The sequence below is a fragment of the Oceanobacillus jeddahensis genome, assembly GCF_000750635.1.
Taxonomy (GTDB): domain Bacteria; phylum Bacillota; class Bacilli; order Bacillales; family Amphibacillaceae; genus Oceanobacillus; species Oceanobacillus jeddahense.
This window is the reverse complement of sequence record NZ_CCDM010000007.1, coordinates 90,842-111,414: the sequence shown is the minus strand read 5'-3', so window position 1 is coordinate 111,414 and position 20,573 is coordinate 90,842. Positions and strand designations below refer to the sequence as shown.

Annotated in this window: 20 protein-coding genes; 16 read left to right on the top strand and 4 right to left on the bottom strand. The window is 37.6% G+C overall.

The genetic code is table 11. The annotated features are described in order from the left end of the window. Window positions 1–17 precede the first annotated feature (17 nt). Complete coding sequence (locus BN986_RS23230; protein WP_040984727.1) at window positions 18–1,169, bottom strand: VanZ family protein; 1,152 nt, start codon at window positions 1,167–1,169, stop codon at window positions 18–20. 296 nt (window positions 1,170–1,465) lie between these two features. Here BN986_RS23230 and BN986_RS23225 point away from each other — a divergent pair, with 296 nt between their 5' ends. From BN986_RS23225 to BN986_RS23195, 7 genes are all read left to right on the top strand, one after another. Then, window positions 1,466–2,425, top strand: a complete 960-nt coding sequence (locus BN986_RS23225; protein WP_040984725.1) for a 2-hydroxyacid dehydrogenase — start codon at window positions 1,466–1,468, stop codon at window positions 2,423–2,425. A gap of 292 nt (window positions 2,426–2,717) precedes the next feature. After that, window positions 2,718–3,134: a DUF5367 family protein gene (locus tag BN986_RS23220; RefSeq protein ID WP_040984723.1), complete on the top strand. Its 417-nt coding sequence runs from the start codon at window positions 2,718–2,720 to the stop codon at window positions 3,132–3,134. An 83-nt stretch (window positions 3,135–3,217) separates the two neighbouring features. Next, window positions 3,218–4,300 (top strand): bifunctional transcriptional activator/DNA repair enzyme AdaA, encoded by a 1,083-nt coding sequence (locus tag BN986_RS28035; protein WP_052401118.1) that lies wholly within the window; start codon window positions 3,218–3,220, stop codon window positions 4,298–4,300. A gap of 169 nt (window positions 4,301–4,469) precedes the next feature. After that, a complete protein-coding gene (locus BN986_RS23210) occupies window positions 4,470–5,279 on the top strand; it encodes a DUF817 domain-containing protein (protein WP_052401116.1) in 810 nt (269 codons plus the stop codon). 40 nt (window positions 5,280–5,319) lie between these two features. Continuing rightward, window positions 5,320–5,802: a DUF2975 domain-containing protein gene (locus BN986_RS23205; RefSeq protein ID WP_040984719.1), complete on the top strand. Its 483-nt coding sequence runs from the start codon at window positions 5,320–5,322 to the stop codon at window positions 5,800–5,802. Between the two features lie 9 nt (window positions 5,803–5,811). After that, window positions 5,812–6,039 (top strand): helix-turn-helix domain-containing protein, encoded by a 228-nt coding sequence (locus tag BN986_RS23200; RefSeq protein WP_040984717.1) that lies wholly within the window; start codon window positions 5,812–5,814, stop codon window positions 6,037–6,039. Next, window positions 6,036–6,338, top strand: coding sequence for a hypothetical protein (locus BN986_RS23195; RefSeq protein WP_040984716.1), 303 nt, complete (start codon window positions 6,036–6,038; stop codon window positions 6,336–6,338). The genes BN986_RS23200 and BN986_RS23195 overlap by 4 nt, the downstream gene beginning before the upstream one ends. Window positions 6,339–6,406: 68 nt before the next feature. Here the strand turns inward: BN986_RS23195 and BN986_RS23190 are convergent, their stop codons facing one another. Next, entirely contained in the window at window positions 6,407–7,117 is a 711-nt protein-coding gene (locus BN986_RS23190) for a MerR family transcriptional regulator (protein ID WP_040984714.1), read from the bottom strand. 259 nt (window positions 7,118–7,376) lie between these two features. On the opposite strand from BN986_RS23190, the gene uvrA reads away from it, so the two are divergent. The 6 genes from uvrA (at window position 7,377) to BN986_RS23160 (ending at window position 14,702) form a co-directional block, all read left to right on the top strand. Next, on the top strand, window positions 7,377–9,833 hold the full coding sequence (uvrA, locus tag BN986_RS23185) for an excinuclease ABC subunit UvrA (protein ID WP_040984712.1): 2,457 nt from the start codon (window positions 7,377–7,379) through the stop codon (window positions 9,831–9,833). Between the two features lie 212 nt (window positions 9,834–10,045). Then, a complete protein-coding gene (locus BN986_RS23180) occupies window positions 10,046–10,768 on the top strand; it encodes a DUF998 domain-containing protein (RefSeq protein ID WP_244445079.1) in 723 nt (240 codons plus the stop codon). Between the two features lie 448 nt (window positions 10,769–11,216). Next, window positions 11,217–11,999: an ABC transporter ATP-binding protein gene (locus tag BN986_RS23175; RefSeq protein ID WP_040984710.1), complete on the top strand. Its 783-nt coding sequence runs from the start codon at window positions 11,217–11,219 to the stop codon at window positions 11,997–11,999. A gap of 109 nt (window positions 12,000–12,108) precedes the next feature. Beyond that, complete coding sequence (locus tag BN986_RS23170; protein ID WP_148417199.1) at window positions 12,109–13,212, top strand: hypothetical protein; 1,104 nt, start codon at window positions 12,109–12,111, stop codon at window positions 13,210–13,212. A 121-nt stretch (window positions 13,213–13,333) separates the two neighbouring features. Further along, the gene (locus tag BN986_RS23165) at window positions 13,334–13,519 is read left to right on the top strand and encodes a hypothetical protein (RefSeq protein WP_187378612.1); all 186 of its coding nucleotides are present in this window, start codon (window positions 13,334–13,336) and stop codon (window positions 13,517–13,519) included. A 286-nt stretch (window positions 13,520–13,805) separates the two neighbouring features. After that, a complete protein-coding gene (locus BN986_RS23160; RefSeq protein ID WP_040984704.1) occupies window positions 13,806–14,702 on the top strand; it encodes a diacylglycerol/lipid kinase family protein in 897 nt (298 codons plus the stop codon). 73 nt (window positions 14,703–14,775) lie between these two features. Here the strand turns inward: BN986_RS23160 and BN986_RS23155 are convergent, their stop codons facing one another. Continuing rightward, window positions 14,776–15,021, bottom strand: coding sequence for a phage holin (locus BN986_RS23155; RefSeq protein ID WP_040984702.1), 246 nt, complete (start codon window positions 15,019–15,021; stop codon window positions 14,776–14,778). 449 nt (window positions 15,022–15,470) lie between these two features. Next, window positions 15,471–16,388 (bottom strand): LysR family transcriptional regulator, encoded by a 918-nt coding sequence (locus BN986_RS23145; RefSeq protein WP_052401114.1) that lies wholly within the window; start codon window positions 16,386–16,388, stop codon window positions 15,471–15,473. Between the two features lie 347 nt (window positions 16,389–16,735). Between BN986_RS23145 and solA the strand changes: the two genes are divergently transcribed. From solA to BN986_RS23130, 3 genes are all read left to right on the top strand, one after another. Further along, entirely contained in the window at window positions 16,736–17,905 is a 1,170-nt protein-coding gene (solA, locus tag BN986_RS23140) for an N-methyl-L-tryptophan oxidase (protein WP_040984699.1), read from the top strand. A gap of 399 nt (window positions 17,906–18,304) precedes the next feature. Beyond that, the gene (gene fdhA, locus BN986_RS23135; protein ID WP_040984697.1) at window positions 18,305–19,519 is read left to right on the top strand and encodes a formaldehyde dehydrogenase, glutathione-independent; all 1,215 of its coding nucleotides are present in this window, start codon (window positions 18,305–18,307) and stop codon (window positions 19,517–19,519) included. 147 nt (window positions 19,520–19,666) lie between these two features. Further along, window positions 19,667–20,077, top strand: a complete 411-nt coding sequence (locus BN986_RS23130) for a GlcG/HbpS family heme-binding protein (protein ID WP_040984695.1) — start codon at window positions 19,667–19,669, stop codon at window positions 20,075–20,077. Window positions 20,078–20,573 lie beyond the last annotated feature (496 nt).

Here is a 20,573-nt window from a genome sequence, read left to right as displayed (position 1 = left end):
GAAGGAGCCTTTGTTTTTTAGTCATCTTTTCTTGGGATGATACTTGCTACTTCATCGAAATAAAAGGTTCGATTTCCTTTTTTAATGATAATGAATATAGCATGAATAAATAACACAATCCACATAATGAAAAGAAACCCAAGTATGCCTGTTGTTATCAATGCATGATACGTGTAGAAGGTGGAACCCATATCCAATTCCATACTGGTTAATATATTGAAGAACGCAGATACAACCCAAGGTAAATAGAGTGCGAGCAATCGTCGGATCAGTGATTGCCATTTAGGTATATTTCCACTTTCATTCGTAAGTTTAAATCGCAATATGTTTGTTCCTATTGTTTTTCCCTCCCATAAAAGAGGTATAACAAAATAAAGAATAGCAAATCCAATTGTTTTATAAATAAATTCTGTCAGTCCATTATTTGCAGTAAAAAGACCAATTGTCAGATTCCAGCTAATATGAATAATCATGTAATCGATAAGAACGGCTAACAATTGTGCTAATGGACGAACAATCTGGCTTTTCCTGAGTCTCTTCTTCTTCAATTCAAGGCTTTTTTTAGATGGGAATAAAGCCAATATCATTGGAGCAATGAAGAATCCAAGTAATGCACCTGAGGTATTCAACAAGAGATCATCCACATCAAATATACGATATGGACAATGATAAATCCCATAAATTCCTGTTAATTGAGTTATCTCAAAGAAAAGAGATAAACCAAATCCTAAAACGAATGCACGTATCCAATACTTTTTCTTTTGAAAAAAGTATCTTAGATAGACGCCTAACGGCAGTAATAAGAGTACATTAAAAGCTGCTTGCCAGAAAGCACTTTGATTAAAAATGTGTATATAAGTAGACGGTTGTGTCCAGACAATATTACTGCCTCTCAGTGTATCTGATATAAAACTAAATGGAGTAAGGGAATAGTATACACTGTCAGCTGGCTGCAGAGCACAAGTATTACGAGTATCAGGCAACGGTAATAGCACTAAAAATAGTGCGGATAACATATAAAAAATAAAAGAAAAGGTTACAATAGAAGCCCAAATGCTTAAATAACCATATTTCCTGTAAACATAGATTAACCATGGGACGGTAAGCAGAAATAATAATCCAATAAAAATAAAAAAAGCTGTTTGTATTGGTATCAAGTAGGTTGACATATATTTCCTTCTTTCTAAAAAAGAATCGCATATTTAATTTACCATATCATGAGCATTTGTAAAATTTTTGCTGAAAAAATAAAAGGATATGAAGAAATTTCTCACTGAAATCAAACTGTTTAACTGGTTCATAAAGAGAATCTGTAATTGGTTCGGATGATGCCATTTCTTGAGAAAAAGTAATATTAACGATTATAATGGGGAATAGAATAAGAAAGGTATTTTGAATAACTTCGCAGCACAAGCAAATAAATGGAATGAGTAAAAGTTGAAGTTAACAGGAGGAAACGAAAGATATGTTAGTAAAATTATTGGAACCATTAAATGTTACAGATTCACTTATTGAGAAATTAGCAGAACCGATTAAACAGAAAGGGCATGAATTTACTTACTATAATGAAAAAACAACGGATACCAATGAACTGGCAAAACGCAGTAAAGACGCAGACGTTGTCATGATTGCAAATAATCCGTATCCCACCAAAGTAATCGATCAAAGTGAGCATTTAAAATTAATTAATGTTGCTTTTACAGGTGTCGATCATGTAGGAATTGCGGATGCAAAAAATCAAGATATTATCGTATGTAATGCAGCCGGATATGCAAATCAGGCGGTTGCCGAACTAGCCATTGGCCTGGTAATGGATTTGTATCGCCGTATCACGCAGGGGAATAGTGATATCCGGGCGTCTGATTATCCTGGCGCTTTTCAAGGGAAGGAAATCAAGGGGAAAACAGTCGGTATCATCGGTACAGGGAAAATTGGTATTGAGACTGCCCGTTTATTCAAAGCATTTGGCGCCAAATTGGTTGCCTCCAATCAGGCGAGTATCAATCCGGAAGCAGTAGAACTCGGTGTAGAGTATATGGATTTAGATGATGTATTGGTTCAATCGGATATTGTATCATTACATGTGCCGCTGATGCCAAACACAAAAGGGCTGATCTCTAAAGAGAAACTGGACTTGATGAAAAAATCAGCTGTTTTAATTAATTGTGCACGCGGACCGATTGTGGATAATGATGCATTGGCTGATGCACTGAATAATGGAACAATCGCTGGAGCAGGAATCGATGTATTTGATATGGAACCGCCAATTCCAGGAGATTATAAATTGCTGCATGCGAAAAACGCCATTTTAACTCCTCATGTCGGCTTTTTAACAGATGAAGCAATGGAATCACGAGCTGAAATTGCTTTTGATAATACGATAGCGTTTTTAGAAGGAAAACCTCAGAATGTTATGAAGCGATAATTTCCTGGAAAATGGATGTGCAGGAAAAAAATAATATGGACTTGTTTTCTTGATTCAGGGAGGGGATGATATAATGCCTTTATAAAGGCATTATATCATCCCCTTTGTAGTTTATTCATCACGAACTTAAAATATATAGCCGGCATCTTCTGTTAATCTTTTCTCTTTGGAAACGTGAAGAATCATATGCAACGCAATCGCTGACAGAGTAGTAATAAAGATGGCTTATGTATTTTAAGAGCCGAAAAAGCTTCTAGAAGCACTTAAAATTTAGGTTGAAGGAGGTAACGGAATGAAAACCTATTTGTTCACAGCCGCATGGGGCGTATTCGTCTGGGCAGCTGCCACATTATTTTTCCGAATTTTTGGAGAAGAAGTTCTTTTCACGCCTGGTACAGAAGCATTTATGTTTAGTATCGCAATGCTCCTAGTTGGAACAGCCATTTTATTAACACTGGTTATCTATCTTTATACATTATTTGATAAAAAGGATTATGCAGCGATACGATTTGGAATTGTAGGAACCATGATTGGTTTAGTATTAGACAGCTTTGTTTTTTCAAATTATCAAATGATATTTCCCAATTTAGATGAGACGCAAGTCATTGCTTTTTCATCCTGGATGTCTTTTGCTTATGCCTTATATTTAGTTATTCCCTTTTTATTTCCACAGAAAATCAGGCAAAAACAAGTTGTAAGAAGAAAATAAAAACTTTCATATCTTGCTTTTTAATTCATTCTCTCTTTATTTCTTATTGTTCAGGTGTACAATGAAAATAGAGGTGGTAGCCAATGCCTTCAAAAATAACTGCAGAGCAGCGAAAGGCAATTATAGAAAATGATAAAGCATATGACGGGCAATTCTTTTATGGAGTGAAAACAACGAAAATCTTTTGTCGTCCTTCTTGTAAATCAAGAGTACCTAACTTTGATAATGTTACGATTTTTAGAAAGATGGAAGATGCTTTACAAGCTGGATATAGACCTTGTAAAAGATGTAAGTCTGGAGGAGCTAATTTGCCAGATGAAGAATGGGTTCTGCAGGCGGAAGCATATATGAAAGAAAATTATGCCAGATCTTTAACATTAAGTGAGCTTGCAGAAGCAGTTCATGGCAGCCCGTATCACCTGCATCGTGTGTTTAGAAGATTAAAAGGAATAACCCCCTTGGCTTATTTACAGCAAATTCGTATGCAGAAAGCAAAAGACTATTTAATAGAAACGCCTTTATCAGTAAAAGAGATAGCGTCTCTTGTGGGAATTTCGAATCCAGCCCGCTTTACCACCGTATTTAAAGAGAAGAACCACCTAACGCCCCGTCAATTTAGAATGAACTATGGAGAGAAGGTGTCTACAATGAAGAATAAACAGACGGAGACTATTTATTATGGAAAATTAGAACATAACGGTTGGTCGTTCTATCTTGCGGCAACAGATAAAGGATTGTGTTATGTCGGTTCTCAAAATAATGCATTCGATGAAATCGAAAATTGGACATCTAAAAAAAGAAAAGATGCGATGCTGGTTCAGGATGAAGAGAAAATCAGTCTTTATAAAGAGCAGCTGATTTCCTATCTGGATAGCGAAAGAACAGCACTCGATTTACCAATCGATTTAAACGGAACTGCATTTCAAGAATCTGTTTGGAAAGAATTACAAAATATACCTTATGGAGAGACGGTCTCTTATATGGACATAGCTGAGAAAATAGGGAAGCCAAAAGCTGTAAGAGCGGTAGGAGCTGCAATTGGTGCTAATCCAGTAATGATTCTTGTTCCATGCCATCGTGTGCTTGCGAAGGATGGTAAGCTGACGGGATTTCGTGGAGGCATTCCGATGAAGGAAGCATTATTAGCGTTAGAGAGTAAGAAATAGGTTCATTAGAAAAATAAAACGATGAAAGATGAAGGCTAAATCAAAACGGTTTAGTCTTTTTTTATTTCCGAAAAAATTTATCTATTTTTAATAACTATTTATTGATTTTCGATAAATATATATTTATAATCAATGTTAGTATCATAAAATAAAAATGGAGATTGAAAAAATGAGAGCAATCAAACAACTTATACGATTTGGCTATCAACAAGCGCTATCCTGTATTTTTCCGGTAATTATTTTTGCGTCTTTAGCAATTACAAAATTTATTGAACTTCCTTTCTTATCAAGATATGATTGGTTATTAGTCATCTGTCTATTGACACAGGTTTTTATGATCGCATCCGGATTGGAAACAAAAAAAGAGCTGGTAGTTATCACATTATTTCATATCATCGGGTTGAACCTAGAAATCTTTAAGGTGAATATGGGATCCTGGGTGTACCCGGAAGAAGCGTATACGAAAATTTTTGGCGTTCCGTTATACAGTGGATTTATGTATGCCAGTGTAGCCAGCTACTTGTGCCAGGCATGGAGAAGACTAGATGTACGGCTGGTAAAATGGCCATCTATTCTTTTAGCGGGTCCGCTCGCAGCAGCGATTTACCTGAACTTCTTTACCCATCATTATTGGCTGGATATCCGGTGGTGGCTATCTGCATTGGTCGTTATCGTTTTCCTTAGAGCATGGGTGGATTATAAAGTTGGCAATAAACGTTATCGTATGCCAATTATCCTTTCTTTTTTCTTGATTGGTTTCTTTATTTGGATCGCTGAAAATATAGCAACTTTCTTCCAGGCCTGGGAATATCCTAACCAGGCGGAAATGTGGAGTATGGTCCATCTGGGAAAAGTAAGCTCCTGGCTGTTATTAGTCATTGTCAGTTTTTTAATTGTGGCAATGTTAAAACAATCCCAAGGGAAAATTGAAGGATTACTGGATAGAAATAATCAAGATATTGCCAAAAGTAAAAGTTAATGAAATATGAAATATTGAATTTATCAATGAGGTGACAGTTATGCCAAAAAGCTCAACAGTATTTTTAAAAACAGTCGTTTATTTAATGGGGTTACTTATATTTGCATTGAGTATCTTCTTAATCCCGCAAATCATAATCAATATTTCGGACGGACCGTCTATGGTGAAATGGGTAATCTACCCAATAATCATCGGATTTCTGTTAACCACGATTCCTTATTATATGGCACTTTATCAGGCTTTAAAACTATTAAAGTTAATTGACAAGAATGATGCCTTTTCAGAATCCGCCGTTTTTACATTAAAAAAGATAAAGCAATGTGCCTTGATCATTACGGGAATTTATATTATTATGATGCCATTTATCTATATTTTCGCAGAGAAAGATGATGCTCCAGGGGCTATCATTATTGGCTTTGTTCCAATGTTCGCATCCTTTGTGATTGCTGTATTTGCATCCGTATTGCAAAAAATATTAAAGAATGCTCTCGATATTAAAACAGAAAATGATTTAACGGTGTGAGGTGAGATAATGGCAATTATGATTCATATTGATGTCATGTTGGCAAAACGCAAAATGAGCGTGACAGAGCTGACAGAGAAGGTCGGTATAACAATGGCGAATCTCTCTATTTTAAAGAATGGAAAAGCGAAGGCCATCCGTTTTTCAACGTTGGAAAAGATTTGTGAGGCTTTGGAATGTCAGCCTGGTGATATTTTAGAATATGTTCCGGATGATAAAGAAGGCGAAAACACATGAACAAGCCTACCCTGTATATAACAATAATGGTTATTTTATTTGTTATAGCGCTGCTTAATTTCTTATTTGTATATCCGTTTCTGTTGATACAGTATACAATTTATATCTTAATCATAGCAGGTTTCTTTTTCAATATGCTGTTCAGTTTGTTTGCGGTCAGAAAAAGGTATCCGTTCATTATTGTTGCTAATGCTCTGATTCTTTTATTGCTTTGCTTATTTGTAATTTTTATTTATTTTATTGGAGAAGGCGGCTATCCACCGGCTATTGATCTTTTCAATAATGAAATAAATGTATAATAAGTCCTTTTATCTTGAGGTTATCCCGCTTTCTGCTATTGTGTATAGAAATTTCGGGATAACCTTTTTTACTGCTTATCCTGTTCCTTTAACAAATCAATCAAATTATATAGATAATAAGCTCCTCTTAATTGCTGTTCAATTTGATAATCCATATAATCCAGTGCATCAATAACAATTTTTCTCGCATCTGTTAAACTGTGGTGCTGTATCTTGTCCAATATATCGCGTACGGTGTCTAATAAATAAACAGAAGATTGTACCGTTTTGATGATTAATATTCTCCTCATATCTTCCCGTGTATATAATCGGTAGCCATTTTCTGGGTTCCTTTCGGGTGTGATCAGCCCTTCCTTTTCCCAATGTCTGAGGGTAGTCGCAGCGACGTGCAATTCGTCTTCTACTTCTCCTATCGTGTAATACTTCTTCTGTTGTTTTTTCATAAAATCTTGCATGTTATTCGGGCTTAAGATAGTAACGGCATCTAACGCCTGCTGCTTTCTTTCAAATAGCTCAGCCTGTACTTGGTTGACTTCCCATAAAGCTTCGATATATTTATTTTCCTGCAGCAGAGGCATCACTCTGCGGACGGTTCCCATACCAAAACCAGGGTACATGGCCCGGATGCACTGAAAATAAGCTTCGTGAACCTCTGTATACACACGATATCCATTTGCTTTCCGAATAGCTTTTGGCACAATGCCCCATTCTTCATAGTGTCTTAATGCACTTGTTCCTACATCCAGTTTCTTCGCAATATCAATTGGCCGCAGTTCCATGATTACCTCCAAAGATTAGATTAAAACCTTATAGACCCATGACGGGTTTTGGTTAATCAACGTTATTATAGCTTATCATTTTAAGTCAAACTTTGCACTTGCACAAATGTTATATGATAGTAATAGATGTTTGAAAGGAGGGATATCAAGATGCAATGGCTTATTAAAATGATCATGCATCAAGTCACCATGAAAAAAACATTGCACTTGCAAACAGAAAACAGGAAGAAAACAGAAATCACGGAGGAGGAATATCAACATGCATAATCTAATGACCGTAAAAGGAGCCCGGGAGAATAATCTAAAGAATCTTTCTGTGTCTATCCCTAAAAATAAACTGATTGTTGTTACAGGTCCCTCAGGATCTGGAAAAAGCACGCTAGCTCTGGATACCTTATTCAATGAATGCCAGCGTCAATATTTAGAATCAATGGGGATGCAGGGAATCAACAAACCGAAAGTTGACTCTATCAGCGGGTTATCACCTGCCATTAGTATTAATCAGCATATTACCAATCGGAATCCGCGTTCGACAGTCGGGACAATGACGGATATGTATACCAGCTTACGAATGGTATTTGAAAAGCTTGGAGAAAGAGCTTGTCCCAAGTGTCAGCATAGAATTGATCCCATAGCTTATGAAGGAGAAGTAGAGAGAGAAGCGGACAGTTTTACAGAATATATCTTTTGTACGAATTGCAATGAGCGAATGGAAAAACTGACGCGAACCCATTTTTCTTATAATACAACAGAAGGAGCTTGTCCGACCTGTAAAGGATTGGGAGAAACGGTAGCTATTCATTTGCCATCGGTTTTTCATGAAGAGCTTTCTCTAGAGGATGGTGCTGTGGATATTTTTGCTGGACGTTATGGAGAATATCAAATTGCTGTTTTAAAAGCTGCCTTTCAATATTATCAGCTGCCGGATGCAGATAATGTACCTGTCAAGCATTTTAATGAAGGACAAAAGGCTATTCTTCACCATGGAGTAGAAAGTAATGAGGTAAAGCAGCTATTTCCAAACGTAAAGCCTCCCAAAACAGTAGAGAAAGGAAAATTCCCCGGCGTATTAACCTCTATGTGGCGCCGTTATGCAGAGCATGATGGTTCTTCAGCTGAAGCAGATGCTTATTTCTATTCGCAGATTTGTCCCGATTGTCATGGAGACCGTTTAAATGAAGTGAGTAGAGCAGTTACTGTTGGCGGCTGGACGATTCCGCAATTGGTTGTCCATTCCTTAGAAGAAATGGAAGCTTGGATACACAATTTGGAAACATCACTGGAGCAGACAAGTTATCAGCTTGTCGAAACATTTATTCAAGATATAAAAACAAAGCTTTCCCGTATTATCAAAATAGGACTGGGTTATCTGACGTTGGATAGACAAGTCATTACGTTATCCGGTGGGGAGGCACAGCGGATACGGTTATCTGCACTGCTCGATTCCGCACTTACCGGCGTATTATATATTATGGACGAGCCGACAGTTGGTCTGCATCCTAAGGACACAGCCGGCCTGATTAGTATCTTAAAGCATTTGCGTGATTTAGGGAATACAGTTTTATTAATTGAGCATGATGTTGATGTGATGAAGGAAGCAGATCACATTATTGATATTGGTCCGGGAGCTGGAAAGCTTGGAGGGACAGTTGTTGGTCAAGGAAGCTTGCAAGAATTAATCGATGAAGAAACATCTGTTACAGGTCAATATTTGCGTGCTGAAAAACCGAAGAAAATGAATTATCGAACTGGGAAAGAGGAAGGAATATCGATATATCATGCTATTGCAAATAATCTTCAGGATGTGACTGTAACCTTTCCTAAAGGCTGTTTAACAGCAGTAACCGGCGTTTCCGGTTCAGGAAAATCTTCCCTACTATTTGATGTACTGGCAAAAGCAAATGAGACAATTTATGAAGGATTTGAAAAAGTAACCGGTCTGGAAGCTTATGATCAGATGATTATTGTCGGCCAGTCTCCGCTCAGCAGAATGAAACGGTCAAACACCGCGACTTATATTGATTTATTTACAGCCGTTCGTTCGTTGTTTGCTAAATTGCCTGAAGCAAAAGAAAAGAACTTTTCATCAAAGCATTTTTCTTTTAATACCGCTGGAGGACGTTGTGAAAACTGTCAAGGGCTTGGTTATGTAACGACCAATATGCTCTTTTTCCCTGATTTAGAGGTGATATGTCCAGAGTGTCAGGGGAGAAGATTTAAAAAAGAAGTGTTAGAAGTGAAGTATCAAGGTTACTCTATCAATGATATTCTTGAAAGCTCTGTGCATGAATGTCTTTCAATCTTTGAAGGGGAAAAGAAGATACAAACGATTTTAAAACTCCTGACAGAAATCGGTCTGGGCTATTTAAAAATGGGACAATCTTTAACTACTTTATCAGGAGGAGAAGGACAAAGATTAAAGCTTGCAAAAGAGTTAATGAAGCAGGGCAAGAAGACTTCTCTTTATTTATTAGATGAGCCGACCACTGGATTACATCCGAATGATACGATTCAGCTGCTTAAGCTGTTAAATCGTTTAGTGGATGCGGGAAATACGGTAATCATGGTGGAGCATAATAGTCAGGTTATTGAAGCGGCAGACTGGGTAGTTGATTTAGGTCCTGAAGGTGGCGCGAATGGAGGAGTGGTGATTGCAGAGGGAACACCGGAAATGATAAAGGCAAATAAGGATTCATTTACAGGGCAGTATTTGTAGACTGAATTATGATAGTATTGCTTTAAAAGGTCATCCAGATAAGGGTGACCTTTTAAATATTTAAATAGGAATAGGAGGTAAACCTTCTCAAACAAAAATGGGAGGAATCTTTATTAGGTGAAACAACGTAAATAAAAGAAAGAGATACCTATACAACTGAAGACAACTTTGCCAAAGGATTACACAATCAATTAACAAAGGAGGTAGATAATGTGAGCTATGAATTTCATGTGATAGCGATGCTGATTGTTATATTTATAGCTGCATTGGCAATATTTTTATTGCGTAGATCTAATAACAGACTATCTATTCGAATTGGCCTGATTAGCTGGATTGCATTAAGTGCCTACTTCTTTATCGAAACGATCATTATCCGGGCAACCACAGCTTCTTACAGTTTCCTGAATCAGCCGATGAGTGATTTAGGAGTGACTACCTGTGGGACGGATACTTATGTACTTGCAAGTTACGCTATTTGTTCACCTTATCATTGGCTGATGAACTGGACGTTTTTCTTAACAGGATTGGCTATTCTAATTGGGGCTGTGTTGATCTATCCTCTATGGCCAAAGGTCCGCTCAACGAAAGTAGCGAGTGTTTTCATTGGGATTTTTGGAGTGAGCTATGGGATTTCGGGAATTATCCCTGCAGATATTGATTTTAATTGGCATACGTTAAGTGCACTTCCAGGAATGGTGGTGCAGATTCCAGCAATGATTTTAATCAGTATTGCTACTTATAAAAAGTTGCCCCGTATATTTTGGTGGACGATTATTTGTACGACAATCACTTCAGCAGCACTTTTAAGTCTTTTCTTACAGCCTGTATTTACCAGTCTCCCAGGTGGATTGCTTCAGCGCATACTTTATGCTTCCGTATATATATGGTTGACAGGTACTTCAATTGGTCTTTGGAGCAGGAAGTTATCCAAGTAATGAATTTTAATATGATTATTTATCACGGAGAACCGCCCGTAAAACTCCCGCCACAAAATAAAGAGTAAGAATGAATTTATTTAGGCGGGAGATAACGGGCGCTACCTCCCTGAATCACTTAGGCTAATTCAGTAGGAGAAGGGCGAAAACTCCCACTGAATGAAGTTTCGTTTTATGAAGTTTCAATGTACAGTCCAGTCCTATAAACATAGGACTCTTCAGAAGGATTAGCCTCTGGAATGCTCTTGTTAAAAGAGAGAGATTTTTACATGGGTTAGTTATATAATATTAACATGAGCTGGCGAATAGTTTGCTGTTGTCAGTCTAATAGCTGACCAAAAAAGCCAATACTAAATCAAAAAAGTACATTTTACTAGAAAAACAAGTCATAATATAGTATTCTAGCGGAATAATTAACAGACTATTCAATTAGATGAAGGGGATAAAAATGGAGAATATTGTTTATTTTGATCAGATAACATGGCGCAGAAACAATCAAGAAATTTTACAGGATATCAATTGGCAAATTAAAGAAGGAGAGCATTGGGCCATTTTAGGTTTAAATGGGTCCGGAAAAACATCCCTTTTAAATATTATAACGGGCTATAACTATCCAACATCCGGAAAAATGACCGTGCTAGATCAGCTTTTTGGAAGAACGGATTTATCTGAATTAAGAAAATCAATTGGTTATGTAAGCAGTGCGTTAGACCGTTTTCAAGAGACGATTCAGCTGGAACCGGTTGAAAATGTAATTGTCAGCGGGAAATTTGCTTCCTTTGGTATATATGAAGAAGTATCAGAAGAGGATTGGCAGCAGGCTGATCAGATTCTTTCCGACCTTCGTTTAACATATTTAAAAGGAAAAAAATTTAATATGCTCTCCCAAGGTGAAAGAAGAAGAATTCTGATTGGCCGAGCACTTATGAGCAGACCGGAAATTCTGATTTTGGATGAACCATGCTCTGGTTTAGATATTTTATCACGTGAAGAAGTACTGGAGTTAATGGATGATTTAAAAGAGAATACGCATCTGCTTTATGTCACCCATCATATTGAAGAAATTACAGAAGCTATTTCTCATGTTGCATTAGTGCGCGATGGGGAATTAGTCGCTACAGGGCAAAAGCGTGATGTTTTAACAGACGCTCTGTTAAGTGAAACGTTTAAAATTCCTGTCCAGATACATTGGGAAGGCGGCAGACCCTGGTTAACAATTGAAAAAAAATAATAGTTCGATAGACGTGGTCCAAAATAAATGCATTCCTCCCTTAATAGATATTTCTAATTTTATGGAAAAGGTGTATGATAAAGAAGAAATTAGAAATGGAGGAAATAAGATGAAAAGCAGATTTTTTAGGTTTATGGTTATGGCTATAACTATCGTATTATTACTGGCAGCCTGCAGTAATGATGATGAAGAAGTTGAAGAGCCAGCACCAGAGCCGGATGAACAGACAGAAGAAATTCCTGAATTAGAGGAAGAAGAAGCAGAAGAAGTATTACAAACTTATGAAGAAACATATCAAAATGTCACGGAAAATGCAGAGGAAGACGGAGAAGTAACCGGATTTGATTCCTTGGAAGAGCTTCAACAGGAATTCTTAACGATTGTGTCCGAGGAATTAGCAGAAGATATCACAGATACTTATTTTGAAGAGAATGAAGAAGGTTCCATCTACATAAACACTTCAGAAGAGCCTGCCTGGTTTGATGAAGAAGAAACATATGAATTGGAAAAAGTAGAAGATGGTTTATATGAAGTAGAACAAGAGCAGATGGATCATATGCTTTTGGCTACGTATTCTATTCTTTGGGATGAGGAGAAGTGGATTGTCTCTGACGCCGCTACAGAAGAAATTCCGGTAGAGGAAGATAATGCTTTTGATAATGAAGCAGAAGCGGATAGTGATACGGATCAATCCGGGCAAGAAGATAGTACTGATAATCAATCGGCAGACGAAGGAACAAATGAATTAACAAATGAAGAAACAGCGGATGAAACAAATGGAGAGACGTTACCTGAAAACGATACGAGTGGCAGGGAAGATATAGAGGGAGATCAAACCAGTCCGGATAGTGAGGTAAATGATAATACTGACCAGAATGAAGCGGATTCTGGCAGTACAGAGGCAGATACATCAGATGATACTGATTCAGACAACTCCGAAGACAACCAGAATTCAGATTCTGTAGAGAATGAAGAAGAGAACGGCGAACAACCAGCTGGAGAAATAGATGAATCAGCTGCTGAATCGATTGTGAAAGCATACTTGGACATGGATAATGAAGATTTGCATTACGTAACCGATCATCAAGATGAAAATGGAAACTTTGTTGTTCAGGTATATTCTATTGTTGGACAGGGAGAATCTTCACAGACTTCTACGTATGGCTGGTTTATCGTGAATAAAGATACTGGTGAAGTAGAACCAATGGGATAAATTCCGATAAATGCTAGTTGAACCAATCAGGAGATGAAGAGCCCGTTTCCCCCAACCAAGTAAAAAGTATTTCCGGCAGGGGAATTACGGGCACTCATGCTGTGATAAAGGGTGAATATATGTGAATAATGTTTTGTTAGGATTATATGCAGTACTTTTAGCAGTACTCTCGATATTTACTGGAGAAATTGTTACGTTTATTATGCTTGGATTCATCTTAATAGCATTGGTAAATATTTCTCGATCGTTGAAGCAATTAATTGAAATACAAAAAGAAAAAATACAAATAACGAAAGATAGTGAGTAAGAGCTTGACTGGTGGGATGTTCTTTATGAAAGGAACGTTTCACCAGTTTTTCTATCATCGATCCATATTGGTCATGTCGTGTGACCAATGTCGATTCTAGGGAATTGTGCCCGTCGCACTTTCCTACTTGTATCAAAAAGCAATACGCCTTCGATACTTTCTTTTTAGGAGGGGAAGCGGTACTGATATATAATATAAACAAATGATTTTGTGCATGAAGACAACTTCCTATTCATAGGAATAATTTTCACACAGTAAAAATTTTAATTTGCGAGGAGCGAAAAAAATGAAAAAAGTCGCTTTAATTATAAATATACAGGCAGGAAAACAAAAATTAGCACAAGAATTAGAAAAAGTGGAAGCTAGATTAAGAAAAGTATTTAAGGAAGTAACCATCTATCAGACCAAACAGGAAGGCGATGGAAAACGTTTTGTTGAAAAACACGCAGAAGAAGTTGATTTACTGATTGCTGGTGGAGGAGATGGGACCGTTTTTGAAATTATAAATGCGCTTGCTCCATTAAAAAACAGGCCAGTGTTTGCTATCTTACCGGGTGGCACCTGCAATGATTTTTCCCGGACACTTGGAATCAGCCAAAAGCCATTAGAAGCATTGGAACAGATTATTAAACAGAAACGAATGTCGGTTGATGTGGGTAAATACGGGGAGAATTACTTTTTAAATTTTTGGGGGATCGGTATTATTTCCAAAGTTGCTGAGGAAATGGACGAGGCTAATAAGCAGGTTCTCGGAAGAATTTCTTATTATTTGAATACATCAAAACTTGTTTTTAAGAATGAGGCCTTTTCATTGAAATTATCCAGTAAGGAATTTGATTTTGACAAAAAAGCTGAATTGCTGGTTGTCGGCAATGGTTCTTTTCTTGGCGGAATTCAATCCTTCTTTCCCAATGCAGACGTACAGGATGGAAAATTCGATGTCCTGATTGTCAAAGAAGCAAAACTAAAGTATTTAAAAAAATGGCTTGAAGCGAAAATACAAGATGATTATCCGGAAAATGAAAAAGATGACGATATCATTTATTTCCGAACAAATCGCTTGGAAGTATCTGCTTCTCCGGAACAAAATATTGATTGTGATGGAGAATTTTTAAATCAAACGCCAGCAACTGTTGAAGTAATCCCTAAACACTTGGAAATGATTTATGGAGAGACAGAATAAAAAAAGAGCTGATGAATAAGAGCATGCCGATTCTGAATAAGGCAAAGACTTGTCCATCAGCTTTTATTTACTATTATCGTTTGAGCTTTTCCATGAATTTATCAGCTTCTTTTGCCTGAGATGTATAGCTGTTGTTTTTCCAATGATTCCAAATTTCTGATACGAATAAGGCAATAAGAGATAATACGGAAACAAGTTCTTCATTTGATAAAGGAATAAGCCTGTAGCCTAAAAGCATGGCAGCTGTATTTAAAAAGACAATAATTAAAACAGCTAGGCGTACCCATTTGTTATTTATTTTTGCTAAGTTTTCACTCAAAGAATAAGCCTCCTTTTATCGCAGAGTAAGCTTAATTCGTTCAAGAGTTTGTAGATTATACCCGTGCAGAGCAAATAACGGTTTTGATGGGGAGAGTAAATAGCAGCCTCAACGGAATGAAGCTTCCCTTTTAGCGTATGGTCTATTGCAGATAAATATGAGGATAAAAGAAAATAGATAAGACAGGATAATAAATTCAGTTATAGAAGCGGGGATGTTTTCTCGCTGATAGAAGTGGAATGAGATAAAACATAATAAGAAAAAGGGGAATCAATGTTTTTAGCACTTGAATCCCCCATTGTATTTTTATGTGGTGGTTTTCTAATATATTTGTTTGGAGAGTTCTATTCTAAAATAAGGCATCTAAGGGATGATATGGAAATAATCTGCGACAAAAATATATTTTTGGAAGTGAATGAAATCTTAACGACTTTTGAAATAATTAACTTTTATACAGGATACTTATTATAATCTGAAACATTAAAAATCGGTGTTATTAATGGAGGACGAGACTCTTTTTTAAATTCATTAATGGTATCGATAAATTTTTCCATTGTATTTGTTAAATAGGTGTCTGCTCTTCTAATAAAGACAGTTGATATAGCACTATACTCTTTAGGAATTGGATAGCACTGAATTATTCCTGCTGCTTCCAGATGACTAACTGCAGATCGGGAAACCAGGCTAATGCCAAGTCCGGATACAACGCCTCCCAAAATGGTTTCCAATGCACCGAATTCCATAATTTTTGGATTCATTATACCCTCTTCATGCAGCCAGTTTTCCAAACGTGTCCGGTAACTGCATCCCGAATTGAAAACGAGTAAAGGTCTAGTTTTGAAATGTTCATAGTAAACGGTTTTACGATCAGATATGATAACTAATTCTTCTTGAAAAATGTCAATTTGTTCAATCTCCGGATGTTTACCAAACCCGGTAACAAAAGCGCCATCCAGATCATTTTTCAATACCTGGTTAATAAGATCTTTTGATACGCCGGTTTTCAGTGTTAAATCCACATTCGGGAAGTTTTTATGAAAGATGGATAAGACCATCGGAAGTTTCATAATGGTCTCTATTGTACCAATCTCGAGCGAACCCGATGGATTTTCAGAGTCCCGGAAATCCTTATTCATTTCCTCTATCATAAATAGTATTTTTTCCGTATAGACCAGAAGTTTTTCTCCTTCTGAATTCACCGTCGTCCCCCTGCTGTGGCGATCAAATAACTGGGTTTGTAATTTTGATTCCAAAGATTTTATTCTCGCTGTGATATGTGATTGAACATAATTAAGTTCCTCTGCAGCTTTGCTAATACTCCCATTGTGGGCAACGCTTTGAAAAATCAACAAGTCTTTGATCTCCATTTACAGCCTCCTTATTTTCCATTCATTCATAGTGATAGCAGCTATCTTTTTAAATCATTATACGTGATTACGCTTTCATTTTATAATATATACTAATATTTAACAAGTTGAAATTATCCGAAAATAATATTGGATCATCCGTTAAAACGGTTCTTTTATTTGAGGAGAAAGTGAATAATCATTTCTGAAATGTCTTCAAAAAATGACGGCCGGCTTGTAACAGAGTGCCATACGGTATTGTAAATGCTAATTACATGTCGTTGTTCACTGATTTAAAAATAAAAGAACCTGTGAAAAAAAGCATGAAATACGAATCAAATACTAATAAAATCAAGGAGGGTTTTTATATGACGAAGCATTATGATGTAATTGTTGCTGGTGCGGGTTCTATGGGGATGGCTGCGGGATATTATTTGGCAAGGCAGGGAGTGAAGGTGTTGCTCGTTGATTCTTATCATCCTCCACATGATCAAGGGAGCCATTACGGGGAGACCCGGATCATTCGTCATGCTTATGGAGAAGGAAGAGAATATGTACCGCTTGCTCTCCGGTCGCAGGAACTTTGGAACGAACTTGAAAAGAAATCGCACCATAAAATATTCACACAGGTTGGAGCTATTGGATTTGGGCCAAAAAATAATGCTCCATTTATTGATGAAGCGATTGCAAGTGGAAAAGCGTATGGCTTAAATGTTGAGCATTTAACAGGAGAACAGTTAAGAGAACGATACCAGGGGCTGCATGTCCCGGATGATTATAGTGGTTTTTTTGAGCCTGATTCAGGGATTCTATTCAGTGAAAATTGTAATCAGGCATACAAAGAGCTGGCAATACACCATGGAGCAGAGGTTTCGTTTTATAATCCGATTACCGACATTGAGGCATATGAAGATTCCGTTAAAGTGATCTCAGAAAAAGGAATATTTACTTCAGATAAGTTAATTATCAGTGCCGGGTCCTGGTGTGGGAAATTAACTGAAAAAGTGGGGCTGCGACTTCCTCTTGTCCCGACAAGACAGCCTGTAGCCTGGTTTGAAGCAAATGAAGATTTGTTTAATTCAAACGTATTCCCTGTGTTTATGGTGGAAGTTCCATCAGGTGATACAAGAGCCATTTATTATGGGTTTCCTACCTTTAATGGTTGCGGAGTAAAGGTAGGGAGACATGATTATATTAATGCGATAGATCCGGATACAATGAATCGGGAATTTGGATCAGAAGAAGAAGATCAGGGCCATTTAAGGGAATTTCTGGATCAATTCATGCCACAAGCTTCCGGATCTTTAAAGAAAGGGATGATTTGTTTATATACCAGAACGCCTGATGGCCACTTTATCATTGATAAGCATCCGGTCCATTCGCATATCTCTATTGCTGCAGGATTTTCAGGACATGGATTTAAATTTGCCAGTGCAGTAGGGGAAATCTTATCTCAACTTACTCTGACCGGTGAAACAGAGCATGATATATCCATTTTTAAATGGAATCGACCGGGTCTCCATAAAACGGTCAATTAAATCAATAGTTAACAGAACAATGGAAACTCAAGTGGAAGAAAATGATACAAAATTGGTTATTTCAAGTTTACCTGATATTAAAAAGGGAACAGTACCTGAAACGAAAAATATATCAGAAATAATGATAGATGTACATGTTTGATGATAGCGTAAAAGGTTATCAAAGAATGGTTGATACAGTTCCTTTAGAATACTTTTATGCCATCAGTTTTACAGATAGATCATATCAATTTTAGATATTTTACCTCTAGATAAAAAGAATTTATGATATGGATAAATATAAATTTTTTGGGAAATGGTGCTAACTTGTTTAGTAATTCAAAGGAGGGATGAAGTTCATATTTATATGAAATGAAATCGTTTACGCATTATGGTTATAACAAAAACCGAGGAGGTATGATGATGGCAAATAAAGGAGTAGTGTATAAGGAACCAGGAGTGGTTGGAGTTGAAGAAATCGGATACCCGGATCTTGTTTTAAGAGATGGTCCTGGTGTCAACCCTTTGAATGTTGGCAGGAAATGTGAACATGGTGTTATTGTAAAAGTAGTTACAACAAACATATGTGGAAGTGATCAGCATATGGTTCGCGGAAGAACAACCGCTCCATCTGGGCTGGTTCTTGGTCATGAAATCACAGGAGAAGTCATTGAAACCGGCCGCGATGTAGAATTTATTAAAAAAGGTGATCTTGTTTCTGTACCATTTAATATTGCTTGCGGGCGCTGTAGAAATTGTAAACAGCAGGATACGCATATTTGCGAAAATGTGAATCCGGATCGTCCCGGTTCTGCTTATGGATATGTAGATATGGGCGGCTGGGTCGGCGGCCAATCCGAATATGTGATGGTTCCTTATGCAGATTTTCAGCTGTTGAAGTTTCCGGATAAAGATCAAGCAATGGACAAAATTCTGGATTTAACCATGTTATCTGACATCTTTCCTACTGGATACCATGGTGCGGTAAGTGCAGGTGTGAAAACCGGATCAACGGTGTATGTAGCGGGAGCCGGTCCTGTCGGGTTAGCAGCAGCTCACTCCGCTCAGCTACTTGGTGCGTCAGTTGTCATTGTTGGAGATTTAATTGAAGAACGGCTTGAGCAGGCGAGGAGTTTTGGCTGTGAAACAGTAAACTTACGGGAGCATGCTAATTTGGAAGAACAGATCGAACAAATTTTAGGTGTGCCGGAAGTAGATTGTGCGATTGATGCGGTTGGCTTTGAAGCGAGCGGTCATGGACAAAATGCGGAGGAGGCTCCGGCTACTGTATTAAATTCCATTATGGATATTACCCGCGCCGGCGGCCGTTTAGGAATTCCTGGGCTCTATGTAACAGGTGACCCGGGTGCCAAGGATAAGGATGCACAGGAAGGAGCATTAAAAATCCGATTCGGTTTAGGCTTCGCCAAGGCGCATACATTTGTCACCGGGCAAACACCTGTCATGAAATATCACAGAGATTTAATGCAAGCTATTTTAAACGGCAAGGCGCAGATTGCCAAAGCTGTAAATGCAACAGTTATTTCATTAGAGGAAGCCCCAGCCGGGTATAAAGAATTTGATGGTGGTGTTGCAAAGAAATTCGTCATTGATCCACACGGTTCATTAAAGTAATTTTTGGGAAGATATCTCCCTATTTTTATCTTGAAAAAGCGCTCGTAAAACTCCCGCCGCAAAATAAATTTAATTAGGCGGGAGCTAAGGGGAGCTAACTCCCTGAATCACTAAATGAAGTTTTGTTTTATAAGGAGGAATTGCTTGATGCGTGAAGTGAATCTTGAACTAGCAAAAAAACTTATTGAAGGTGCTGAAAAAGAAGCTCAAAATATTGGTGTTTCCATGGTTATATCCGTTGTTAACGAGGGAGGAAATCTCGTGGCTGTACATCGTATGGATGACGCATGGCTGGCCAGTATTGACATCGCACAAAATAAGGCTTGGACTTCCGTTGCGTTGAAGATGCCAACTTCGAACTTAGCTGAGGCAACAGTTCCACACGCGGAACTGTATGGATTAAATACCACAAATAATGGACGGATTGTAGTTTTCGGGGGAGGTATTCCATTAGTAGAGAATGATCAAGTCGTAGGTGCCGTTGGGGTAAGCGGAAGTTCTGTGGAGCATGACATGCAAGTAGCCCAGGCGGCAGTAGATGTTTTTAATAATGGATAAATTCTGGACCGTTTCATGGACTTTCGAAAATAAAAATAAAAGTCAGCTTGCATAAAATAAAAATATTTAGTATGATATTCTATAATTTATTAACGAAAAGCGATGAAGAGGACATGAATAACTTGGAAGGTTTAAAGAGAGGAGAGCAGAAGGTGAGAGTTCTCCAACAAAGAAGAGTCATTTACCACCTCGGAGCCGTGTTAGAGTAACAACTGACACCGTACGATGCAGCGTTATTGCAAAATGAAGCCGTCAATCAGGTTGACGGGAATTTGGGTGGAACCGCGGAGATAACACATTCGTCCCTTCTTAGGAAGGGGAGGATGTGTTTTTTTAATACGATAAAACATAAGAATCATCAAAACGATGAAGAGGACACGAATTATCTGGAAGGTTTAAAGAGAAGAGAGCAAAAGCTGAGAGCTCTCTAACCAGGAAGGATTATTTACCACCTCGGAGTGTGTTAGGGTAACAACTAACACCGTAAACATGCAAC

Bases quoted from the DNA above. Each gene is read 5' to 3' on its own strand.
- BN986_RS23210 (WP_052401116.1), top strand. From the start codon at position 4,470: ATGAGAGCAATCAAACAACTTATACGATTTGGCTATCAACAAGCGCTA.
- fdhA (WP_040984697.1), top strand. From the start codon at position 18,305: ATGATGGCAAATAAAGGAGTAGTGTATAAGGAACCAGGAGTGGTTGGA.
- solA (WP_040984699.1), top strand. From the start codon at position 16,736: ATGACGAAGCATTATGATGTAATTGTTGCTGGTGCGGGTTCTATGGGG.
- BN986_RS23145 (WP_052401114.1), bottom strand. From the start codon at position 16,388: ATGGAGATCAAAGACTTGTTGATTTTTCAAAGCGTTGCCCACAATGGG.
- BN986_RS23225 (WP_040984725.1), top strand. From the start codon at position 1,466: ATGTTAGTAAAATTATTGGAACCATTAAATGTTACAGATTCACTTATT.
- BN986_RS23160 (WP_040984704.1), top strand. From the start codon at position 13,806: ATGAAAAAAGTCGCTTTAATTATAAATATACAGGCAGGAAAACAAAAA.
- BN986_RS23175 (WP_040984710.1), top strand. From the start codon at position 11,217: ATGGAGAATATTGTTTATTTTGATCAGATAACATGGCGCAGAAACAAT.
- BN986_RS28035 (WP_052401118.1), top strand. From the start codon at position 3,218: ATGCCTTCAAAAATAACTGCAGAGCAGCGAAAGGCAATTATAGAAAAT.
- BN986_RS23190 (WP_040984714.1), bottom strand. From the start codon at position 7,117: ATGGAACTGCGGCCAATTGATATTGCGAAGAAACTGGATGTAGGAACA.
- BN986_RS23230 (WP_040984727.1), bottom strand. From the start codon at position 1,169: ATGTCAACCTACTTGATACCAATACAAACAGCTTTTTTTATTTTTATT.
- BN986_RS23170 (WP_148417199.1), top strand. From the start codon at position 12,109: ATGAAAAGCAGATTTTTTAGGTTTATGGTTATGGCTATAACTATCGTA.
- BN986_RS23200 (WP_040984717.1), top strand. From the start codon at position 5,812: ATGGCAATTATGATTCATATTGATGTCATGTTGGCAAAACGCAAAATG.
- BN986_RS23220 (WP_040984723.1), top strand. From the start codon at position 2,718: ATGAAAACCTATTTGTTCACAGCCGCATGGGGCGTATTCGTCTGGGCA.
- uvrA (WP_040984712.1), top strand. From the start codon at position 7,377: ATGCATAATCTAATGACCGTAAAAGGAGCCCGGGAGAATAATCTAAAG.
- BN986_RS23195 (WP_040984716.1), top strand. From the start codon at position 6,036: ATGAACAAGCCTACCCTGTATATAACAATAATGGTTATTTTATTTGTT.
- BN986_RS23130 (WP_040984695.1), top strand. From the start codon at position 19,667: ATGCGTGAAGTGAATCTTGAACTAGCAAAAAAACTTATTGAAGGTGCT.
- BN986_RS23205 (WP_040984719.1), top strand. From the start codon at position 5,320: ATGCCAAAAAGCTCAACAGTATTTTTAAAAACAGTCGTTTATTTAATG.